16 protein-coding genes and 1 pseudogene are annotated in these 21,208 nt (G+C 59.2%); 4 read left to right on the forward strand and 13 right to left on the reverse strand.

The annotated features are described in order from the left end of the window. Positions 1-4 precede the first annotated feature (4 nt). The 3 genes from AAV94_RS07765 (at position 5) to AAV94_RS07775 (ending at position 5,785) form a co-directional block, all read left to right on the forward strand. A complete protein-coding gene (locus AAV94_RS07765) occupies positions 5-1,660 on the forward strand; it encodes an NAD(P)/FAD-dependent oxidoreductase (RefSeq protein WP_331396810.1) in 1,656 nt (551 codons plus the stop codon). Between the two features lies 1 nt (position 1,661). Then, positions 1,662-4,037 carry a DUF1989 domain-containing protein gene (locus tag AAV94_RS07770; protein ID WP_046741740.1) on the forward strand — a complete coding sequence of 792 codons (2,376 nt, stop codon included), beginning with the start codon at positions 1,662-1,664 and terminating at the stop codon, positions 4,035-4,037. A 377-nt stretch (positions 4,038-4,414) separates the two neighbouring features. Continuing rightward, the gene (locus AAV94_RS07775; RefSeq protein WP_231731298.1) at positions 4,415-5,785 is read left to right on the forward strand and encodes an ammonium transporter; all 1,371 of its coding nucleotides are present in this window, start codon (positions 4,415-4,417) and stop codon (positions 5,783-5,785) included. A 241-nt stretch (positions 5,786-6,026) separates the two neighbouring features. On the opposite strand, the gene folD is transcribed toward AAV94_RS07775, so the two are convergent. The 6 genes from folD to AAV94_RS07805 all read right to left on the reverse strand — a co-directional run bounded on the left by folD (position 6,027) and on the right by AAV94_RS07805 (position 11,640). After that, positions 6,027-6,920, reverse strand: a complete 894-nt coding sequence (gene folD / locus AAV94_RS07780; protein ID WP_046741742.1) for a bifunctional methylenetetrahydrofolate dehydrogenase/methenyltetrahydrofolate cyclohydrolase FolD — start codon at positions 6,918-6,920, stop codon at positions 6,027-6,029. Beyond that, complete coding sequence (gene purU, locus AAV94_RS07785) at positions 6,917-7,780, reverse strand: formyltetrahydrofolate deformylase (protein WP_046741743.1); 864 nt, start codon at positions 7,778-7,780, stop codon at positions 6,917-6,919. The genes folD and purU overlap by 4 nt, the downstream gene beginning before the upstream one ends. Before the next feature lie 95 nt (positions 7,781-7,875). Next, positions 7,876-9,009, reverse strand: a complete 1,134-nt coding sequence (locus AAV94_RS07790; protein WP_046741744.1) for an aminomethyltransferase family protein — start codon at positions 9,007-9,009, stop codon at positions 7,876-7,878. Between the two features lie 43 nt (positions 9,010-9,052). Beyond that, a complete protein-coding gene (locus tag AAV94_RS07795; protein WP_084824815.1) occupies positions 9,053-10,135 on the reverse strand; it encodes a heme-dependent oxidative N-demethylase family protein in 1,083 nt (360 codons plus the stop codon). A gap of 12 nt (positions 10,136-10,147) precedes the next feature. Further along, positions 10,148-11,098 (reverse strand): PDR/VanB family oxidoreductase, encoded by a 951-nt coding sequence (locus AAV94_RS07800; RefSeq protein ID WP_046741745.1) that lies wholly within the window; start codon positions 11,096-11,098, stop codon positions 10,148-10,150. Then, positions 11,095-11,640, reverse strand: a complete 546-nt coding sequence (locus AAV94_RS07805; protein WP_052754965.1) for a dimethylamine monooxygenase subunit DmmA family protein — start codon at positions 11,638-11,640, stop codon at positions 11,095-11,097. The genes AAV94_RS07800 and AAV94_RS07805 overlap by 4 nt, the downstream gene beginning before the upstream one ends. A 171-nt stretch (positions 11,641-11,811) precedes the next feature. On the opposite strand from AAV94_RS07805, the gene AAV94_RS07810 reads away from it, so the two are divergent. Continuing rightward, positions 11,812-12,465 (forward strand): response regulator, encoded by a 654-nt coding sequence (locus tag AAV94_RS07810; protein ID WP_046741746.1) that lies wholly within the window; start codon positions 11,812-11,814, stop codon positions 12,463-12,465. A gap of 341 nt (positions 12,466-12,806) precedes the next feature. Here AAV94_RS07810 and AAV94_RS07815 read toward each other — a convergent pair whose 3' ends face one another. The 7 genes and pseudogenes from AAV94_RS07815 to AAV94_RS07845 form a co-directional block, all read right to left on the reverse strand. Continuing rightward, complete coding sequence (locus AAV94_RS07815; protein ID WP_046741803.1) at positions 12,807-13,145, reverse strand: P-II family nitrogen regulator; 339 nt, start codon at positions 13,143-13,145, stop codon at positions 12,807-12,809. A 111-nt stretch (positions 13,146-13,256) separates the two neighbouring features. Further along, complete coding sequence (locus tag AAV94_RS07820) at positions 13,257-14,606, reverse strand: ammonium transporter (RefSeq protein WP_046741747.1); 1,350 nt, start codon at positions 14,604-14,606, stop codon at positions 13,257-13,259. Between the two features lie 595 nt (positions 14,607-15,201). Beyond that, positions 15,202-15,588 (reverse strand): carboxymuconolactone decarboxylase family protein, encoded by a 387-nt coding sequence (locus AAV94_RS07825; protein ID WP_046741748.1) that lies wholly within the window; start codon positions 15,586-15,588, stop codon positions 15,202-15,204. Next, positions 15,585-17,041 (reverse strand): annotated as a pseudogene (locus tag AAV94_RS07830) (NAD-dependent succinate-semialdehyde dehydrogenase). Before AAV94_RS07830 ends, AAV94_RS07825 begins: the two are co-directional and overlap by 4 nt. A 44-nt stretch (positions 17,042-17,085) precedes the next feature. Beyond that, positions 17,086-18,492 (reverse strand): purine-cytosine permease family protein, encoded by a 1,407-nt coding sequence (locus AAV94_RS07835; RefSeq protein WP_046741749.1) that lies wholly within the window; start codon positions 18,490-18,492, stop codon positions 17,086-17,088. 198 nt (positions 18,493-18,690) lie between these two features. Further along, entirely contained in the window at positions 18,691-20,160 is a 1,470-nt protein-coding gene (locus AAV94_RS07840) for an aldehyde dehydrogenase (RefSeq protein ID WP_046741750.1), read from the reverse strand. A 9-nt stretch (positions 20,161-20,169) separates the two neighbouring features. Beyond that, on the reverse strand, positions 20,170-21,207 hold the full coding sequence (locus AAV94_RS07845) for an LLM class flavin-dependent oxidoreductase (protein WP_046741751.1): 1,038 nt from the start codon (positions 21,205-21,207) through the stop codon (positions 20,170-20,172). Between the last annotated feature and the right edge of the window lies 1 nt (position 21,208).

A 21,208-nucleotide genomic window follows, 5' to 3' on the forward strand; every position in this document is an offset into this window, starting at 1 on the left:
GCATATGGAGCAAATTTCATGCCTTTTTTGCCAGGCTGTGGCAGGTCAGCATGCAGGATGCGCGCAGTCGGAGGGGCTGGCCATCGGGTCCACGAGGGAATACCCCTTTTGGTTTATTCCTCCCGAGCAATTGAGGACAGGCGCATGCGATTCGATACTGAATTCATCAGTGCTCGCGCTGGTTCACTGCTGCATCTCAATTTTGAAAGTTGAAAGGATTCACCACATGACCCGTATCGCAATCATTGGCGCAGGTCCGTCCGGTATGGCGCAAATGCGCGCATTCCAGTCCGACGCCAGCAAGGGTAACTCCATTCCAGAAGTCGTTTGTTTCGAGAAATGTTCCGAGTGGGGCGGACTGTGGAACTACACGTGGCGCACAGGCCTTGACGAACATGGCGAGCCTGTGCATTGCAGTATGTACCGTTACCTGTGGACCAATGGTCCCAAGGAAGGGCTGGAATTTGCCGATTACACCTTTGACGAACATTTCGGTCGTCCAATCGGTTCGTATCCGCCCCGCGCCGTGCTGTGGGATTACATGAAGGGCCGCGTGGAAAAGGCCAACGTTCGTCCATGGGTGCGATTCAGTACTGCCGTGCGCAATGTGCGGTTCGACGCGCAGACGCGGTTATTCACGGTGACTGTCCATGATCTGGAAAATGACCGCATCTACAGTGAGACATTTGACTATGTGGTCGTGGCGTCAGGCCACTTCTCCACACCCAATGTCCCCAGTTTCGAAGGCATGGAAACTTTCCATGGACGAATCTTGCATGCGCACGATTTTCGTGATGCCCGTGAATTCAAGAACAAGAACGTCTTGCTGATAGGTAGCAGCTATTCGGCAGAGGATATTGGTTCGCAGTGCTGGAAGTATGGTGCCAAGAGCATTACTACCAGCTACCGCAGCAAGCCCATGGGTTTCAAGTGGCCAGAGAACTGGGAGGAGAAGCCGCTTCTGATGCGCGTGGAAGAAAACACCGCATATTTTGCCGACGGCACTAGCAAGGAAATCGATGCCATTATTCTGTGTACTGGTTATATCCATTACCTGCCATTCATGCCCGATGATCTGCGCCTGAAAACCAACAACCGCCTCTGGCCGCTGGGCTTGTACAAAGGCGTGGTGTGGGAAGAAAACACCAAGCTGTTCTATCTGGGCATGCAGGACCAGTGGTTCACCTTCAACATGTTCGATGCGCAGGCATGGTTTGTACGTGATGTGATTCAGGGCCGCATCCAGTTGCCAAGCAAGGCAGAGATGAAGGCCGACAGCCAACGCATGCGCGAGCTGGAAGAGGCCATCACCGACGATGCCAGCAGCATCCGCTTCCAAGGGGAATACGTGAAGGACCTGATTACCTACACAGACTACCCCAGCTTCGATATCGACGGTGTGGTCGACATCTTCCTCGAATGGAAGAAGCACAAGAAGGAAGGCATCATGACGTTCCGTGACCATGCATACCGTTCGGTCATGACCGGGAAGATGTCACCGCTGCACCATACGCCCTGGAAGGATGCGCTGGACGATTCGCTGGAAGCCTATCTGGCCAATTCGGCGCCCAGCGAATCCGAGCAATATGCTGCCAACGAAAAAGGCATTGGCGAGTCTGCCAAGGCTGGTGTGCGCGAAGCCAGCATGGCAGGGAGCTGAAATGCTGGCCGCGCCGCAACACAGCGCATTGCGCGAACCAGGGCTGCAGGCATGGCCAGCCGGTGTCGATCGCTATCTCGTGCCTGGCAGAGGCGTATGTCTGCTGGAGATTGCCGCAGGCGAGTGCCTGGAGCTCATTGATCCGGAAGGTGGCCAGCCCTGCGAGCTGATGCTGTTCGACAAAGATGGCCGATGCCGCAGTACTGAGTGGGTTGCCTCTGAGGGGCAAGCCCCATCGCCATTGCATGCGGAGGCTGCACGTGGCTTGCAGACACTGCTGCAATTGCGTGAAGAAAGCGACGCCTTGCAGCGGGCCGGTGCTGCGCTGCAAGCCAACGGCATTGACGTAGCCAATGCGCAAGCGCTGCCAGTATTTGATACACAAGGGGCGCCGGGCGCGCAGGTGCGCTACCAAAGCCCCATTGACGGCTATGCCGTGATTGCCGTACCAGGGCCGGTCATGGATGTGACTACCCAGGAGACGACCACGGCCATTGAATTACGCCGCTATGTCCGTCCGACGGTTGATGGTGTGATGCTGCGCAAACCACCGGCGCCATTGGCCAAGCCGCTGCAGGACATCCACATTCCACCAGGCACTGCCAGTGCCTATGTGGTGCGTGCGGGTGAGTACATCCAGGTGCTGGACATTCAAGGGCGCCAGTGTTCTGACTTTCAGGCGTTCTCGCTGGCGGCTTTGAAGGAAGGGCGTGAATCCGGCATTGATGCCACGGTCACCCGCACCATGCTGGGGCAGGCCTATCCGACGCCGGGCTTGCCCTCCAAGGGTTTTTCGCGCGACATGGAACCCCTGGTACAGGTTGTGCAAGATACCTGTGGCTGCCATGATGCCTTCAACACCGCCTGCAATGCCCGCTACTACGATGACTTGGGCTATCCGGGGCATGTCAACTGCTCGGACAACTTCAACCGCGCGCTCGAACCCTATGGCGTCAAGCCACGTCTGGCTTGGGAGGCGCTGAACTTCTTTTTCAACACCTGCGTGGATGCTAGCAACAACGTGATCACGGAAGTGCCGTGGTCACGCCCTGGTGACTATGTGCTGCTGCGCGCGCTCACCGATCTGGTCTGTGTCAGCTCATCCTGCCCGGATGACATCGACCCCGCCAATAACTGGGAACCGACCGACATCCAGGTGCGCGTGTATGCCGCTACCGAAACATTCAAGCCTGCCTTTGCCATTCGTATGAGCCCAGAATCCATTCCGCAGTTGACTCAAGAGAGCGCCTTCCATCCGCGCACCAGCGCCTTGACGCGCTCTTTTACGGAATACCGTGGCTTCTGGCTGCCCGAGCACTTCGATACGGTCGGCACTTTGGGCGAATACTGGGCCTGCCGTCAGAACGTGGCGGTGATGGATTTGTCGGCACTGCGCAAGTTCGAAATCACCGGACCTGATGCAGAAGCACTGCTGCAATGGTGTCTGACGCGCGACATGCGCAAGCTTGCCATCGGCCAGGTGGTCTACACCGCCATCTGCTTTCCACATGGCGGAGTGCAGGACGATGGCACCGTGTTGCGCATGGGCGAACATGCGTTCCGGCTGGTGTGTGGAGAAGATGCAACCGGGCAATGGCTGCGTCAGCAGGCCAGTGAAAAAGGCTACCGTGCCTTTGTTCGCAGCTCCACGGCGCAAATGCACAACATCGCCGTGCAGGGGCCCAAGTCACGGGAGCTGCTGCAATCCATCATCTGGACGGCACCGGCCCACACACCGGTCGCGCAACTGGGCTGGTTCCGTTTCGTGCTAGCGCGCATTGGTGGATTTACCGGCGCTCCGGTGGTGGTTTCCCGCACCGGTTACACCGGCGAGCTGGGCTACGAAATCTTTTGCCATCCCAAGGATGCACTGACGGTCTGGGATGCTGTCTGGGAAGCTGGCCAGCCACTGGGCCTGCAACCCCTGGGCATGCACGCGCTGGACATGCTGCGCATCGAGGCCGGTCTGGTGTTCGCCCAGCATGAGTTTGACGATGGTACCGACCCTTATGAGGCCGGTATTGGCTTTACCGTGCCGATCAAGAGCAAGGAGGTGGACTTCGTCGGCCGGGAAGCCATTCTGGCGCGGCAGGGCCATCCAAGGCATGTGCTGGCAGGTCTGGAATTGCAAGGCCATGACGTAGCCCAGCATGGTGCAGGCGTTTTCATTGGCCGCGCCCGTGTTGGGGTGGTGACCAGTGGCTGCTACTCCCCCATTCTGCAAAGGAGCATTGCACTGGCCCGTCTGGAGCCCAGCGTCGCAGCCATCGGCACGGCCATCGAGATCGGCGCGCTGGATGGCCATCAGAAACGCCAGCCGGGCCAAGTGGTGCGTTTTGCGCATTACGACCCGGACAAGACCCGCGTGCGGGCCTGATTCGCTAGCGCAAGCAGGAAATGGCAACCGAATGGCACCCCAAACCAGTTGCGATGCCATGATGCCGAGCGCCTCGCCATACCGGCAGGGCACTTGCGGTTTCCCCAAAAGCAGGAAACACCACCATCTTCATGTGCGCCCTATTCCATGCGGAGACGGTCCATTTCGGCGCAACCAAGCGGCGATGGATCGCCTCCGCTTTTTCTTTGTTGGCGCACGAATGGCATATAGGCCTTGGTGCGGCGTTGCGGTGGCGCAAAGGCCAGTGCTTTCGCCCCCGCTGCTAATCAACTGGATGCCTGACAGCGCAAAGCGCATCGCACTTGCTGAACCCCGTTTTTGATTTATCGACAACCTGCTGGAAGGATAGCTGCCCCATGAAAACACGACTACGTCTCAAACACTCGATGAAAAACGAGCCACCAGTCTCCGGCTGCCGCGCCGCAGGACTGGCAGGTGCGCTGGCGACGCTACTGCTGACAAGCGTTCCCGCGCGCGCGCAGGAAGCTATGACTCCTGTCCTAGATAGCGGCGACACCGCATTCGTGGCGGTCTGCGCCCTGGTGGTATTGCTGATGATGCTGCCGGGCTTGGCGTTGTTTTATGCGGGCTTGGCGCGTAGCAAGAACGTGCTTTCGGTGCTGATGCAGGTGTTTACCGTCGTCGCGTTCATGTCTGTGCTGTGGGCCGTATTTGGCTATAGCCTGACCTTCGCCGATGGGGGGAGCTTGCAGCCTTTCATTGGCGGTATGGACAAAGTGTTTCTGATGGGAATTGATGGGGATGCACTGGTTGGCACCATTCCTGAGTATCTTTACGTTTTTTTCATGATGATGTTTGCGGCAATTACCCCACCCATCATTGTTGGCGGTTTTGCCGAGCGTATGAAGTTTTCCGCCGTAATGGTGTTCATGCCCATCTGGCTGTTAATCAATTACATCCCGATGGCCCACATGGCTTGGGGCGGTGGCTGGGTGTTCAACCTTAGCGTGCAGGATTTCGCCGGTGGTAACGTAGTGCACGTCAATGTCGGCATTGCGGCGCTGGTGGGTGCTGCCATGATCGGGCGCAGGCAAGGCTGGGGCTCTGCCGCTGTAGCCCCTCACAACATGACCATGACCATGACGGGAGGCTCCATGCTGTGGGTTGGCTGGCTGGGTTTCTGTGGCGGCTGTGCGCTCGCCGCGAACGGCTTTTCTGCCCTCATCATGCTCAATACCATGCTGGCCAGTGCTGCAGGTACGCTCGGCTGGCTCTTCGTCGAATGGCGTCAGCGTGGCCGCCCCAGCATGTTGGGCGCGGTATCGGGCGCGATTGCGGGTCTGGTGGCCGTGACTCCTGCTTGCGGCTTCGTCGGCCCCATGGGCGCCATCATTCTGGGCTTGCTGGCCGGGCCGGTCTGCCTGTGGGCGGTGGAATGGCTCAAGCCTCGCCTGGGCCTGGACGATGCCTTTGATGTGTTTGGCGTGCACGGCGTAGGGGGCATTCTCGGCGGTCTGCTCACCCCTTTGTTTGCACTGCCTGCACTGGGCGGCCTCGGTTTTGCCGAAGGCCGCGGCCTGCTGGAACAAACCGGCATCAACTTCGGCGCATTGGTATTCAGCATCCTCTACGCGGCCGTCACGGCGTGGATTGCCTTCAAAATTGCCGCTGCCTGCTGCAAGGGCCTGCGCGTCGATGCCGATCAGGAACGCGATGGGCTGGATCTCAACGCGCACGGTGAAGTGGGCTATCGGGATATTGGTTGAGCCTACTCGCGCTGCGCCTGATTAGGTGCCTTTGTTCTTGCCTGCCTCTGCAAAAGAAGTTCTTGCTACCTTTCCATGTGGGCGCAAGCCCGGTCACTCGCGCAATGCATGGGTGCTATTTCAGCTGTGCAAATTGTGCTTCCATAACCACATCAGGCAGTGTCCAAAGCGCAAAGCGCCAGCCGGAGGCTGGCGCTTTGCTTTGGCAGGCCCCTTGGGGAGTCTGCAGTGTTTTATCAACTCACATTCCCGCTTGCATGCGAGCGGCTTTGACAGTGTTGGCCATCAGCCCAGCAATGGTCATCGGGCCCACACCGCCGGGCACAGGAGTGATAGCGCGGGCGATGGGGGCGACAGCGTCATAATCCACATCGCCGACCAAGCGGGTTTTGCCTTCAAGGGTACTGATGCGGTTGATGCCCACATCGATCACCACTGCGCCGGGCTTAATCCAGTCCGCACCAATTATGGCGGGGCGACCTACGGCGGCGATGACGATGTCGGCTTGGCGGCACAGGGCGGACGCATCCTTGGAGCGCGAATGCAGCACAGTGACGCTGCAATCGGCTTGCAGCAGCAATGCAGCCATCGGCTTGCCGACAATGTTGGAGCGGCCCACGACCACTGCGTGCAAACCGCGCAGACCATCCTGGCCGAGCACTTTGCGCAATAGCAGCATGCAGCCAGCAGGCGTGCAAGGCACCAGCGTATCCTGGCCCTGCGAGAGCGCGCCGACATTTTCCTTGTGAAAGCCGTCCACATCCTTGCGCGGGTCGATGGCTTGAATCACGGCCGCTTCGCTGATGTGCTTGGGCACTGGCATCTGCACCAGAATGCCGTGCACGCTGGCATCGGCATTGAGGTCCTTGACGCGCTGCAGCAGCTCTGCTTCGCTGGTGCTGGCTGGCAAGCGGTATTCGAGCGAGCGAATGCCGACGTTTTCTGCCGCACGTACCTTGTTGCGCACGTATACGTCGCTGGCCGGGTCATCTCCCACCAAAATCACGGCCAAGGTGGGAAGCACGCCGTGCTTGACAACGGCCTGCACGTCTTCCTTGACCTGCTCCAGCAGTTCTGCTGCTGCTGCCTTGCCGTCGATGCGCAGGCCTTGTTCAGTAGCTACCGTGCTGCTCATCTGAAGACCACCGTCTTGGCCTGGTTGAGGAACACGCGGTGCTGCGTGTGGTATTTGACGGCGCTGGCCAGGGCCACGGTTTCGGTCGCGCGGCCAATTTCCACCATGTCGTCGGGACGGAAGGTGTGGTCAACACGCTGCACGGCCTGCTCGATGATCGGGCCTTCGTCCAGATCCGCGGTGACGTAATGGGCCGTTGCCCCGATGAGCTTGACGCCACGCGCGTGCGCCTGGTGGTAGGGCTTGGCGCCTTTGAAACCGGGCAGGAAGGAGTGGTGGATGTTGATGGCACGGCCTGCCAGCTGGGCACACAGATCGTCGGAGAGGATTTGCATGTAGCGGGCCAAGACGACCAGTTCGGTCTTGGTTTCTTCCACGATCTTGAGCAGCTCTTTTTCTTGCTGGGCCTTGTTGTCCTTGTTGACGGGCAGGTACACGAATCGCAGGCCCTCGCGTTCGGCCATTGGGCGCAGGTCCAGATGATTGGAGACGACGGCGGTGATGTCCATGTCGATCTCGCCCTTGCTGCGACGGTACAGCAAGTCAGCCAGACAGTGGTCGAACTTGCTGACCATCAGCAGCACCTTCATTGGCTGGGCGCTGCTAAAAATGCGCCATTCCATGCTGAATTGCTTGGATGTCTTGGAAAAGTCACTGCGCAGTTTCTCGATGTCACCGGCTTGCCCAGTGAAGTGAAATACGCAGCGCATGAAAAATCGCTGGGTATCCTCGTCATCGAATTGGGCCAGTTCGCTGATGTAGCAACCACGCTCGGCGAGGAAGGAGGAGACGGCAGCAACGATACCTGTGGTGGCGGGGCAGCTGATGGTGAGAATGAAGTTTTCGCGGGTGTTGTCCATGATGAGAGCGAATAGGCGCCAAGGAAAGCCCCACGTGCGACGCACGCGGTGGGGCTATTGAGACGTGAGAAGGCTTGGCTGGCTGCGGTGCGGGTTCAGCCCTTGACCGTGCGCTTTTTCTTCTCCGGGTCGTCAAAGGGCATGGTCTCTGCGGTGGCGGCTGCCTCGATGCTGCCCTTGACCTGCAAAGGCGTTCCTGCAACTGCCGCGTCCACGTTCATACGCGCAATCGCCAGGTTGCGTTGGGTCAGGGGAGAGAACACACCAGCGGTGATCATGCCAACTTGCTGGCCATCGCGCCACAGCGTATCGCCGCCGGCCGCCGGCTGCTGGGTCCCCTGGATCTCCACACCGAAGATCTTGAAGCGCTCCTTGCCCTGCAGGCGGTAGTGCTCTTCCGCGCCACGAAATTGCTTCTTGCCGGGTGAGACGGTGAAGTCCAGCCCCAGCTCCCACAGCGTATCGCCCGCCTTCTCATCGGCAAAGGGATACATCTCAGAGTTGTCAAACGGGAAAAACAACAGTTGGCTTTCCACGCGCAGCCAGTCCAGCGTGGCGAAAGAGCAAGGAATGATGCCGAATGCAGCGCCATTCTCAAGAATGGTGTCCCAGATCAGGGGCGCATCGGCGGCCTTGCAGAAGATTTCATAACCTCGCTCACCGGTGTAGCCGGTGCGCGAAATCATCACCGGACGGCCAAACAGCTGCGTCTGCATGTGATGGAAATAGTTCAGGTTGCGGATCCCCGGTACATGCTCGGCGAGAAAGTCCACCGCTGTGGGGCCTTGCAGGGACAAGTCATGCAGGTCATCGTCAAACAGCACGGCAACTTGCTTGCCCTCAATGCCGCGGGTGAGCATTTCGTAGCCGGTGCCACCACCGTGCACGACCATGAAGGCATTCGGGCCGGTGCGATAGACGATGCCGTCATCGACGAATTTGCCTTCGTCGTTCAGGAATGTGACATAGACCGACTTGCCCGGGTAGAGCTTGTCGATATTACGCGTGGTGGCCCAGTTGAGCAGGTGCTCGGCGTGCGGGCCGACATAGTGAACCTTCTTCAGGCCCGAAACATCCATCAGGCCGGCTTTGGTGCGGATGGCCTTGTAGTGTTCGCTGGTGTCGACGTCATAGGTCCAGGCCGTGCCCATGCCGAGCCAGTCTTCCAGGTTCGAGCCGAGTGCGCGGTGTCTGCTTTCCAGCGCGGAAAAGCGCCATTGAGTGGCCATTGTCAGGTTCTCCAGTTGGTTGTGATTAACGGGCAAAGGGTTTTCAGGAATGGCTGCTGGCATGCAACGCTGCCGCATCGGCGGTGGCTGCAGCAGCCTGGGCGGGGGTGCGCACTGCTTCGTCGAACTGGCTAAGCCATTGCACGAGCTGCGGGCGATAGCGGGTAATGCCTTTGTAGTCAGCCAGCGCATCCGGCAGATCGCGCATCACTCGGTGCAAACGCTGGCCCCAGCCGGGCTGGGTGACCAACTCGTTCATACTGGCCAGATAGGTACGGATGCCAAAGTAAAGCGCATTGCTGCGGGGCAGGCGTACCAGCAGTTGCAGCTCGACCCGCAGATGCACCTTACTGCCGACGTTGTCCACGGTGACAGTGCCGCGGTCCTTGCCCCATTCATGATAGGTTTCTGCGGACGTGTCCATGCGCGGATTGATGGTCAGCGTCCAGTTCAGGCGGCGCACAGGGTGGCCGACCTGGATATTGAGCAGATACTTCAAGGCGCGATCGAAAATACCCATCTGGTGCGCCAGAGGCACAGGCGCATGCCATTGCTTGAAGCTCATGCCCACATCAAATGCCAGTGACCAGTCCGCTGGGCAGGTGACAACGCCTGCATCCATGAACAGATCGCCATCGCGCTGGTCCAGCAAGGCGATGTCGCCCTGCGTTTGGCGTGCGATGTATTCAAGTGGCTCGTAGGGCAGAGTGTCTTCCTGGCCGACAATGAATTCCTGGCGGATGTCCAGTGCCTTGTTTTCCCACGTCCAGGCGTTGCCATTGCGCTGTAGCGTGAACCATTCCGGGTAATCGCGGCTGAAGCTTTCCATCACCAGCTCCAGCGTTTCCCAGGCGGCTTCACGCATGTGTGGCAACACCATGCTGCGGCGTGGGTCCTTGTCCAACACCAGGGCCCGTTCGGCCATTTCGGAGCGGTAGTGCTCATCGACGTCGAGCAAGTGTTCAAATACCGTGCCGGGACGCGGCGTGGCAGGCTCGATGTTCACCGAGTACATGTAGGAGTCTTCGGGAAACGGCAGCGGAAAACGCTTGATGGCTTGCGGGCTATTGCGGTAGGTGAAGTCGTCACGAAACGATTCGATGATTGGAGCAAATTGCAGGGGCATGGTGCGGACTCCTTAGAGATCAAGCGTCAGGGTGCTGTTTTTGCGGCAGCGTGAGACACACGGCATGAGCATGTGCTGGCGGTCCTCCGCGGAGAGGAAGTGGTCACGGTGATCAACATCACCGCTTTCGTAGCGGGTGGCACATTGCCCGCATACGCCGCCCCGGCAAAGGTTGGCCACCTCAATGCCCACGCCTTCGAGTGCTTCCAGCAGGCTTTCGTCGGCGCCGACGGTGATGGTGGTGTTGCTGCGCAGCAGGCGTGCGGTGAAAGGCTCACCGGGTTCAGGAGCGGCAAAGGCTTCGAAGTGCACGCGGGCATCCGACCAGCCCAGGCTGCGCGCTGCGTCACGCACACCGTCGATCAGGCGCTGCGGGCCACAGCAGTAAACGTGGGTGGTCAGGCTCCGCTCGCGCAGCAGTTGTGTCAGCTCCAGTGGCGTGTTGCGATCGGCGTCATAAACGTGCAGGCGCTCACCCAGACGCTCACGCAGCTCCTGTTCATAGGCATTGGTCAAATCGGAGCGGAAGGCGTAATGCAGCTCGAACGACAGGCCGCGGCGCTCAAACTCATGGATGTAGGCCATAAAGGGGGTGATGCCAATTCCGCCTGCTACCAGGATGTGGTGCCCGGCACGTGAATGTGGTGCAAACAGGTTGGCGGGGGAGCCAATGACCAGTTGGTCGCCCACTTGAACCTGTTCGTGCATGTAGCGCGAGCCGCCACGCGAGTCATCCTGCCGGCGCACGGCAATGCGGTACTGCCGGCTGTCGCCGGGGTCGCTGACCAACGAATAAGCGTTGCGCAGCAACCGCGTGCCATTGGGAATCTGCACCTGGATGTGGCTGCCGGCGGAAAAGCGTGGCAGAGCGCTGCCGTCGGTGGCGGTGAAGGTGAATTCGCGAATCAGCGGCGTCAAGGCGCGCGCGGATGTGACGGTGACGTCGATGGTTGTGCGGCTCATGCCTGCTTCCTTCCAAAAGGTTGATCGGCATCGGCAACTACTCCAAGGTAGGCGCCATGGATGCGGGAGAAGTGCTGGCGCACCTCCAGCACCACGCCGCAGGAGGCGCAACTTGGATGTTCCTCGCTGCGGTCAATCAATTGCTGCGTGCTGCAATGCACGCAATAAATTGGAGTCAGGGCCTCCTCATGCCGGAACATGCTGATTTCCTGTGGATGCATACCCACCGCAACGGCCGCGTTGTACAGTTTCCAGATTGCGTGTTCTGTGCCGCTGAGGTAAAGGTGCGTGCCGACACACGCTTTCTGTAGCATCGCCTGCAATTGCGCCTGCGCGCTCTCTATCGACTGGCCCGCCAGATTCAGTATCTGAAAGCTGCCCGGTGCTCTTGCCTTGAGTTGCTGTTCAAATTGCAGGTCTTGCGCATCGGGCGTGTCCGACCGAACCACCAGGTGATGAATGGCGTTTTCCTGCAGCGCACGGTTCTGGTAACTTGGCAGGCTCGCAGGGCGTGTTGCATAGCTGGCTGGGGTGGCTTGCATGAGAACTCCGGGTAAGAGGGGCTGTGTCTGCTTCTGGGAAAATTCTCTGCGCTGGCGTTTGCCGGCTCAATCCCGACAAGGTGATACCACCTAAGGAGTAGTTACTGCGCCGAGGTCGGTGCCTACAATCGCCGCCCGCACCGGGTGCTTTCGCCTCGGGCACGAAATCCGATGAGTCTGCCCACAGAGCCTGTGACAGTGGTTGTCATCGACGACCACCCGATGTTTCGAAAAGGATTGGTCATGCTGCTGGAAGGCAGCAGCATCTGGCGCATCCTTGGCGATGTCGACGGCGGTCGCGAAGGGCTGGCCTTGATCCGCGAGCAACAGCCCCAACTGGTATTGCTGGACTGGCACATGCCAGCGTTTTCTGGCATGCAGGTGCTGGAGGAGATCCGCACTTTGTCGCTGGAGTGCAAGGTGGTGGTTCTGACGGCATCGCAGGACCGTGAAGATCTGCTGCTGGCGTTGCGCCTTGGTGCCAACGGTTATTTGCTCAAGGACACGGATCCAGATGAGCTGCAGGACTATTTGCTGCAGTGCTGCTCGGCCGAAGTGGTGCTCAAAGGACAGATGGTCAGCCTGCTGCTGCAGCCAGAAGGGGCACAGGGCTCGCCGCCGTTTCCCGGCCAGATCAACCTGACGGCACGCGAGACGCAGACTTTCGAGCTGCTGGCGCGGGGCTTGAGCAACAAACTGATTGCCCGCGAGATGGGCATCAGCGACGGCACGGTCAAGATTTATGTCAAAAGTCTTCTGCGCAAGTTCAAGGTGCGTTCGCGCCTGGACTTGGCCGCCAGTTTCCATCGCGTGCCTGCCCCCTGACAGTCCGGTCACGATCTTTTCATGCGCTACGCTGTCAGGATGCACTGCAGTGGATAGGCCACCAGTAGCTAGGTGCGCTTTCGCCCGACGGTCCTAAAGGTTGCGCCGCCAACGTTTCTGAATACAGCGCCTGGGCTGCTGGCTGATAAAAAAGCGCGCGTCTGTTATCGGACCGGCGCGCGTCATGCTACAGATGTCTGGTGCCGGGCTCCACTGCATTGGCAAAGGCCATCAAGTCAAGCATGACGGCGTCTGCACCCGTGCCAGCGATGCCAGCCCTGCAGCAATAGCGGCCGTCCACGCATGAGGGGCGAGCAGGAAAGCACCGCTTGGTGAGCGCGTCAAACAGACTCTGCTCCCCGTTCCCCCGTGCGGATGCGCACGGATTCCTCCAGACTTTGCACAAAGATCTTTCCATCGCCGATCTTGCCGGTGCGTGCGGCGCTGGTAATGGCTTCAATGACCGCATCCAGCACGTCTTCGGCCACGGCCAGTTCCACCTTGACCTTGGGCAGGAAGTCCACCGTGTATTCGGCGCCGCGGTAGAGCTCGGTATGGCCTTTCTGGCGTCCAAAACCCTTGACTTCGGTGACGGTCAGTCCGCGGACATTCAGCGCCGAGAGGGCTTCGCGTACTTCGTCGAGTTTGAATGGTTTGATGATGGCGGTGACAAGTTTCAGTGACATGGTTGGAACTCCGAAGGGTGAAAGATTGGATGGGGACCGTCCAGATATGGCGCCAATCAGCTGATCGACACTCGGCCGGCCCTTGTTGGGGCAGCGGCAGGCGACTCAGGCACTGAGCTTGTAGCCGACTTCGCCATGCTCGGATGGATCCAGGCCGATTTCCTGCTGCTCATCGCTCACGCGTAGGCCGCCACAGGCGATGGAGGCGATCTTCAGGGCGATGTAGCTGGTGATGGCGCTGAAGATGATGCTGAAAACAATGGCTCCAATCTGGACAAGCATTTGCGCCCCCAGGCCCCGGCCTTCCGGCAATCCTTGACCCGCGAAGACCGACAGGGCGAACACGGTCGTGAGCAGGCCGCCAATGATGCCGCCGATGCCGTGAATGCCAAAAACATCCAGCGCATCGTCCTGGCCCAGCATGGGCTTGAGCTTTTCAACGGCGAGGATACAGACAGGGGTGGACAGGACACCGACCAGGATGGCGCCGACGGGCCCGACGAAGCCGCAGGCCGGCGTGATGGCCACCAGACCGGTAATGGCACCGGAGGCAATGCCCAGCATGCTGGGTTTGCCACGATGCAGCCATTCGATGAGCATCCAGGCGGTAGCGCCACCGGCCGAGCCAAGCATGGTATTAAAGACCACGAGCATCGAGTAACCGTTGGCCACGAGGGCACAGCCGCCGCAGAAACCCAGCCAGCCGACCCACAGCAGGGAGGCTCCCGTCATGTTCATGGTCATGTTGTGTGGCGCCATGGTTGGTTCCAGGCGCGGCCCGACCATCCAGGCGGCCACCAGTGCCGCAACGCCGATGTTGATGTGCACCACGTTTCCGCCCGCGAAGTCTTGCGGGCCCCATTCAAAGACCCAGCCACCGCCCCAGCCCATGTGGGCCATCGGGATGTAGTTGATAGTGAACCAGATCACTGTGAACAGCATTACCGCGGAGAACTTCATGCGCTCGGCAAAGCCTCCGACGATGAGGGCTGGCGTGATCGCGGCAAACAGGCCCATGAACAGGATGTAGAGCAGTTCGGGAATCTCGCCGACCAGGGATTCCGTATTCACCCTGCGCAGAAAAACCTTGTCCAGCCCGCCGATGAAGGCCTGCAGGCTGCCGCCATCGGTGAAGGCAAGGCTGTAGCCATACAGCACCCAGAGGATGCTGATGACCGAAGTCGTGGCAAACACCTGCATCAGTACCGAAAGCACGTTCTTGGCGCGCACCAGACCGGCATAGAACAGGGCCAGCCCCGGAATGGTCATCAGTAGCACCGCCAGTGCACATGCGAACACAAATGCCGTGTGACCGGGGTCGGCCAGGGCCGTGGTTGTTTCCTGTGCCCAGGCCGGCATTGCGAGCAAGGCCGTGCCAAGCGTGGGTGCAACGAGTAGACTTGACTTGAGCTTGCGATCAGTAATTGTCGGGTGCGAGGGTAGAGGGAGATTCATGGCAGTCCTTCATGAGTTGAGCGAATGCGAAAGGAAGGCCGCCAACGTGGTGCAAATTGTGTGCCAATTGTTCCTTTTGGGAATCAAATATTCCTTACAAGAAATTATCAACTGGCGTCAACAATGCGGGTTGCGGTACCGCCAAATCTGGTTCGGGGCTGCCTCGCGTTCCTTGACCGCAGATGGCGGTCCTGTCTCACGCGGGAGGGGGGACAACAAATGTGCAGGGAATATCAGCAGAAGATTTCCAGGCCTTCCCTAACGCGAACACCCGTCGATTTGTGTCAGCGAGTGGCCAGGTAATAGCAGTGTCACTGTGTCTGAATGCGGCTGGCGGTGCGCAGTACTGCGCGTACATAGGCTCGGCGCGATCAATGTGCCCCGATGGTGCGGGCCGGGCCCGTTTTGAATACGCTCGCTGCCAATGTTGGTGCGCGCACAGCCTGAGATCGCTGCTGCGCGTACGGACGGCCGCTGCCGCACGGTGCTATTGCGTTGCGTCCGGCCCAAAACGTGGCCGCCACCTGATGGCTGGCCGATGCGTCTCTGCCACCGCACCGATCTTGTACCGACAGAGATGACATCTACAAGGCGCTCAGCGCGATTCTTGTTCGTATTCCTGCATCGCTTCACGCGCCAGTCGGAAGCTGTCCACCGCTGCGGGCACACCGCAGTAAATGGCTACTTGCAGGAGCACCTCGGATATCTTCTCCTTCGACACGCCATTGCGCAATGCGCCCTTGACATGCAGCTTGAGTTCGTGCGGACGGTTCAAGGCCGAAATCATTGCCAGATTGATCATGCTGCGTTCGGCAGGCTCCAGTCCCGGTCGGCCCCACACCGCACCCCAACAGTATTCAGTCACCAGCTCCTGCAGCGGGCGGTTGAAGGCATCGGCTTTGCCGATCGACTGGTTGACGTATTCCTCGCCCAGCACTTGCTTGCGAATGGCCAGGCCCTTTTCAAACACTTCATTATTCATGCGGAAATTCCTCCAAAGAGACTGTATTTGATCTCAAGGTAATCTTCGATTCCGAATCGGGACCCTTCCCGCCCGAGGCCGGACTGCTTGATCCCTCCAAAGGGCGCGACCTCGGTAGAGATAGTGGCCTTGTTGATGCCTACCATGCCGTATTCCAGGCGCTCGCTCATGCGCCATGCCCTGCCCAGGTCGCGGGTATAGCAATAGGCGGCCAGACCGAATTCCGTCGCATTGGCCAAGGCAATGGCCTGTTCTTCGTCATCGAAGCGGAACACGGCCGCTAAGGGGCCGAATGTTTCCTCCGTGGCGACATCCATCTGCGCGGTGACTTCGGTAATCAGAGTAGGCTCGAAGAAGAAGCCACCTGACGCATGTCGCTTGCCTCCGTGCACCAGCTGCGCGCCTTTGGCCAGGGCATCTTGCAGATGCTTTTCAACTTTCCTGACTGCGTTTTCATTGATCAAGGGCCCGATGTCGACGCGTTCTTGCATGCCATCGCCAATCTTAAGGCAGCAATGCGGGCCTGAAATTGGCGCACAAACTGATCGTGTACGTGTGAGTGCACCAGAAACCGGTTGACGCACACACAAGTCTGCCCGGCATTCCTGAATTTAGCCAGCAAGGCGCCCTCGACTGCGGCGTCAATGTCGGCATCCTCGAACACAATGAAAGGGGCGTTGCCACCCAGCTCCAGAGATACCTTCTTGAGCGTCAGTGCCGCTTTCTGATAAAGCATGCGCCCGACCGGCGTTGAGCCGGTAAAGGTGAACTTGCGCACCAGCGGACTTGCAAAAATCGCCTCGCCAATTTCCGCAGCATCGCCGGTCACCACGCTGAACACATCCCCCGGTACCCCGGCACGCACCGCCAGATCGACCAGTGCCAGCGCCGTAAATGGGGTTTCAGGCGCGGGCTTGAGCACACAGGGACAACCCGCCGCCAGTGCAGCAGCGACTTTGCGTGTAATCATCGCCGCGGGGAAGTTCCACGGCGTGATTGCCGCGACCACGCCAATCGATTGTTTGCTGACAACAATCCTGGCATCGGCATAAGGGCTGGGGATTGTTACGCCGTCGATGCGCCGCGCTTCTTCCGCGAACCATTCCACAAAGCTGGCGGCGTAGAGAATCTCGGTGCGTGCCTCGGCCAAAGGCTTGCCTTGTTCGGTGGTGAGAATCCGGGCCAGATCATCGGCGCGCCCGATGATCAGCCTGAACCAGGCTTTCAGAATATCGGCTCGCTCCTTGGCAGGGCGTGCACGCCAGGCGGGCCAGGCCTGTGCGGCGGCGGTGATGGCCTGCTGCGTTTCCTGCTTGCCTAGGGCCGGTACGGAGCCGATCCGGGCCTGGGTTGCAGGGTTGATGATGGTGCTTACTTCGCCATTGGCAGCGCTGCGCCAATGGCCAGCCACAAAGGCCTGTTCGTGGAATAGATCGATATTATGTAAGCTCATGATTTTCTATTAATGTGTGCTGACTATGGGGATGGGCAGTGCGGTCAGTTGGCACGCTGTGGCGCTGACAGCGAAGCGCTCAGGCCAAGCCGGCTGCTGTTCAGTACCAGATACACCACTGCGGTTACCAGCAGGCCCACCAGCCACGACACATCAATGTCACCTAATGCGCGTGACCAGCTGCCTTCGAACCATGCGTTGCGGATGAATGGCAGCTGCACACCGATGCCCACGAAATAGGCAGTCATTGCGCTGACGTTGAATTTGCCGTAGACGCCCCCGTCCCTGGCGAAAATCGAAGCAATGTCATAGCCAGCACGGTTGATCAGATAGAAGTCGATCAGGTTGATGGCTACCCAGGGAGCCAGGATGAACAGCAGCGCAAATACCGCGCTGATAAAAATGCTGATGAAGTCGGCCGATGCCAGCAGCGCCCCCCAGGTTGATACGATCAGCACGGTAACGGACAGGGCGATGCGTGCTTTGCGGCCCGGACGCCACTCGATCGAGAAAGTCTGTATGGAGGTGATACAGGACAGCACTGCGCCATACAAGTTCATCGCGTTGTGGCCGATGACGTTGGCGAGAAACAGCACCATGATGGCAAAGCCCAGTATCCCCGTATGCTCTTTTACCGCCAGCATGGCGTCGCTGGTATCGGTGATGCTAACGGCCAGCACGCCAAACAGGAAGGCGCATATGGTGCCCAGCGCCGCGCCAAGATAGGTGTACAGGAATGGCTTGAAAATACCGGTTGATTTCGGCAGATAGCGTGAGTAATCCGAGGTATATGGTGAAAAGCTGATCTGCCACACCGCACAGATCCCAAACACTGCAAACCAAGCGGAGGCACTGAACTGCCCTTGCTGCAGCATGGCCGGAGTCAGCTGCGGCAGCATGATGGCGGTGCCCAGCAGCAGAGCACCGCCCATGAACCACGTACCGAGCTTGTTGATGCGGTGTATGAAGTTGTAGCCAATGACGCCAATCAGCGTTGCCAACACCGCGCCGATAACGGTGGCAGCCGACAGAGGAATCGCCGGAGCCACCGTGTGCAGGGTTTTGCCGGACAGAATGATGTTGGAGATGAAGTAGCCAAGGTAGATGATGGTGGTGAACACCACGACCAGCAGCGAGCCGTAGCGCCCGAACTGGGCGCGACTTTGGATCATCTGCGGAATGCCGACTTGAGGTCCCTGCGCCGAAGTCAGGCCCAGAATCAGCGCGCCAAAGAAATGACCGAAGCAAATTGCCAACACCGCACTGACAACGTCGAGCCTGAATGTTACAATCGCAGTCGCGCCAGTGATGACGGCTAGCGGCGCAATATTGGTACAAAACCACAGCGTGAAGAGATCCTTCGGGTTGCCATGGCGCTGCTCGGGCGGCACGTAGTCGATGGAATTGCTCTCAATGGAAAACGCGCCTTCAGAACTGTCTGCTTGTTTCATTGCCTTGTGCCTTCAAGCTGTGGTTGTGGGTTGCGATGCGTCAAGTCGATACCAGCCCTGCCAAGCGCACGCTGGCATGGTTGTGTTCGTTTGACTCGGTGTGTTTGCAGGGCGGGCTTGTCGCTCCTCCCTTGTGTTCACAGCAGATCCACCTCGGTATGCAGTGGGGTCTGCTGGATGCAGCCGTTCGGTGCGCGATTAGCGCATCATGAACGGATCGCCAATCGGCGTATCGGCGGTTCTCAACCAGACCGTTTTGGTGGTCGTGTAGTCGAGTACGGCGTCAGCGCCACCTTCACGCCCGTGACCAGAGAGGCCAAAACCACCAAATGGCGCGAGTGGTGAGATGGCCCGATAGGTATTCATCCACACCACCCCGGACTTGATCGCCTTGACCAGTCGGTGTGCCCGCGTCAGGTTGCTGGTGAAAACGCCCGCAGCCAGGCCGTACGCGGTTTTGTTGGCCTTGGAGATTGCCTCTTGTTCGCTGCGAAACACATCCACCGACAGTACCGGGCCGAACAGTTCGGTGAGGACGCATTCGGCATCCGGTGCGGCGCTGCAGTCCAGAATGGTCGGGGCGTAGTAGTAGCCTGCTCGATCCAGGCGGCGACCGCCGGTAATCAGCCGCGCGCCCTGCGTCAGCGAAGTCGCCACCACTTGCTCGATGTGCGTGAGCTGGCGGGCGGTGCAAAGTGGGCCGAATTCGGTGGCCATGTCATCGGGTAGGCCGACCCGAATGGCCTGAACCTTGGCAAGCAGGCGCGCGACGAAAGCGTCCTTGATGCTCTCCTCTACCAGCAAGCGCGAGCCGGCAACACAGCTCTGGCCGCTGGCGGCAAAGATGCCGGCCAGCTGGGCGTTGACCGCGCTGTCGATGTCGGCATCGGCAAACACCAGAATCGGCGATTTTCCGCCCAGCTCCAGCGATACCTTGGCAAGGTTGTGCGCACTGTTGTTAACAATGTGCCGCGCCGTTGCCGGCCCGCCGGTAAAGGCAATGTGATCAACCTGCGGGTGGCTGCTCAACACCGCACCGCATTCGGCGGCAAAGCCGGTTACGACGTTGACCACGCCGGGCGGAAAGCCGGCCTCATGCACCAGCCGGGCAAATGCCAGCAGCGGTGCCGGTGCATCTTCCGAGGCTTTGAGTACGACTGTGCAGCCAGCCGCCAGTGCTGGTCCAAGCTTTACCGCAGACAAGAACAGCTGACTGTTCCAGGGAACAATGGCGGCCACTACGCCGAGCGGCTCGCGCGTGATCCAGGTTTGCATGTCTGCCTTGTCGATTGCGACGTGACGGCCATCGATCTTGTCGGCGATGCCGGCGTAGTAGCGGTAGTACTCGGCGATGTAGGCAATCTGACTGCTGGTTTCCCGGATGATCTTGCCGGTATCGCGGGTTTCTACTGCGGCAAGCTCGGGGGCGGCGTCTTCCAGCAAATCGGCCAAGCGCGCGAGCAGCTTGCCGCGTTGGCTGGCGCTGATGCCTGCCCATGCCGGGTCAGTGAAGGCGCGCCGAGCCGCAGCCACGGCACGGTTGACTTCGTCCGAGCGCGCCTCCGGCATCTGCGCCCACACTGCACCGGTGGCAGGATCAATGCTGCCAAATGTCGCCGCACCTGGCTCGAACTTGCCGTCGATGTACAACTCGAATTCGGAGATCATTTTCTCTCCTTAGGAAAAGGCAGGCATCACTTCATTGATCATGCGGAGCAATGACGCCTTTTTGCGCTCGAAGCTCATGCCGGTGTCAATCCAGAAAGAATATTCGTCGTAACCCATGGCTTCATAGGCCTTCAGACGATCGATGACTTCCTGCGGCTCACCGATGACGTTATTTCTGCGCATCAGCGCTGGTGAATACAGCGGATGTGCCTTGATTTCCTCTTCGCTCAAGGGCTCGATCAACCCTTTGGTGATGTTGCGTTCATTCTTGAACCAGGCGCCGTAGTAGTTGTAGAAGACGTTGATTTCTTCTGCGGCGCGCTGTGCATCAGCTTCGCTGTCGGCCACGTAGGTGTGACGCAGCAGCATGATTTCCGGGCGCGGTACTTCGGTGAATTTCTGACAGGCAGCCTGAAAGTGCCCCATCAGTTTCTCGACTTCCTCATCGCCCAGGAACAACGGTGTGACCTGCACGTTGCAGCCATTCTTGACGGCGAATTCATGGCTATTGGGGTCACGTGCGGCAATCCAGATCGGTGGATGTGGCTGCTGTACTGGCAGCGGCGATGAGGTGGTTTTGGGAAACTTCCAGAATTCGCCATCATGCGTGTAGTCGCCTTTCCACAGACCTTTCAAGGCCGGCACCATTTCCCGCATGCGTTGCCCGGCCGTCCAGGCATCCAGGCCAGGCATCATGCGTTCATATTCGAACGAGTAGGCTCCCCGCGCAATACCCAGCTCCAGCCTGCCATTGGTAATGACATCGGTCATGGCCGCTTCACCGGCCAAGCGGATCGGATGCCAGAACGGCGCGACAATGGTGCCTGTGCCTAGCCGCACCCGTTTGGTCTTGTTGGCAAGGTCGACCAGGTTGATGAAGGGATTGGGAGCAATGGTGAAGTTCATCCCATGATGCTCGCCAGTCCAGATCGCGTGCATGCCACCCTCATCGGCGATCTTGCACAGCTCGACCATTTCCTCGTACAGTTGCTTTTGTGGCTCATCTTCCGAGAGCCGTTCCATATGAACAAACAATGAGAAACGCATA

It is taken from the genome of Lampropedia cohaerens (assembly GCF_001005215.1).
Lineage (GTDB): Bacteria > Pseudomonadota > Gammaproteobacteria > Burkholderiales > Burkholderiaceae_C > Lampropedia > Lampropedia cohaerens.

Coding starts and splice junctions, on each gene's coding strand:
- AAV94_RS07820 (WP_046741747.1), bottom strand. CDS start 14,606: ATGAATCTCCCTCTACCCTCGCACCCGACAATTACTGATCGCAAGCTC.
- AAV94_RS07835 (WP_046741749.1), bottom strand. CDS start 18,492: ATGAAACAAGCAGACAGTTCTGAAGGCGCGTTTTCCATTGAGAGCAAT.
- purU (WP_046741743.1), bottom strand. CDS start 7,780: ATGGACAACACCCGCGAAAACTTCATTCTCACCATCAGCTGCCCCGCC.
- AAV94_RS07765 (WP_331396810.1), top strand. CDS start 5: ATGGAGCAAATTTCATGCCTTTTTTGCCAGGCTGTGGCAGGTCAGCAT.
- AAV94_RS07810 (WP_046741746.1), top strand. CDS start 11,812: ATGAGTCTGCCCACAGAGCCTGTGACAGTGGTTGTCATCGACGACCAC.
- AAV94_RS07840 (WP_046741750.1), bottom strand. CDS start 20,160: ATGATCTCCGAATTCGAGTTGTACATCGACGGCAAGTTCGAGCCAGGT.
- AAV94_RS07795 (WP_084824815.1), bottom strand. CDS start 10,135: ATGCCCCTGCAATTTGCTCCAATCATCGAATCGTTTCGTGACGACTTC.
- AAV94_RS07800 (WP_046741745.1), bottom strand. CDS start 11,098: ATGAGCCGCACAACCATCGACGTCACCGTCACATCCGCGCGCGCCTTG.
- AAV94_RS07770 (WP_046741740.1), top strand. CDS start 1,662: ATGCTGGCCGCGCCGCAACACAGCGCATTGCGCGAACCAGGGCTGCAG.
- folD (WP_046741742.1), bottom strand. CDS start 6,920: ATGAGCAGCACGGTAGCTACTGAACAAGGCCTGCGCATCGACGGCAAG.
- AAV94_RS07775 (WP_231731298.1), top strand. CDS start 4,415: ATGAAAACACGACTACGTCTCAAACACTCGATGAAAAACGAGCCACCA.
- AAV94_RS07790 (WP_046741744.1), bottom strand. CDS start 9,009: ATGGCCACTCAATGGCGCTTTTCCGCGCTGGAAAGCAGACACCGCGCA.
- AAV94_RS07845 (WP_046741751.1), bottom strand. CDS start 21,207: ATGCGTTTCTCATTGTTTGTTCATATGGAACGGCTCTCGGAAGATGAG.
- AAV94_RS07805 (WP_052754965.1), bottom strand. CDS start 11,640: ATGCAAGCCACCCCAGCCAGCTATGCAACACGCCCTGCGAGCCTGCCA.
- AAV94_RS07825 (WP_046741748.1), bottom strand. CDS start 15,588: ATGAATAATGAAGTGTTTGAAAAGGGCCTGGCCATTCGCAAGCAAGTG.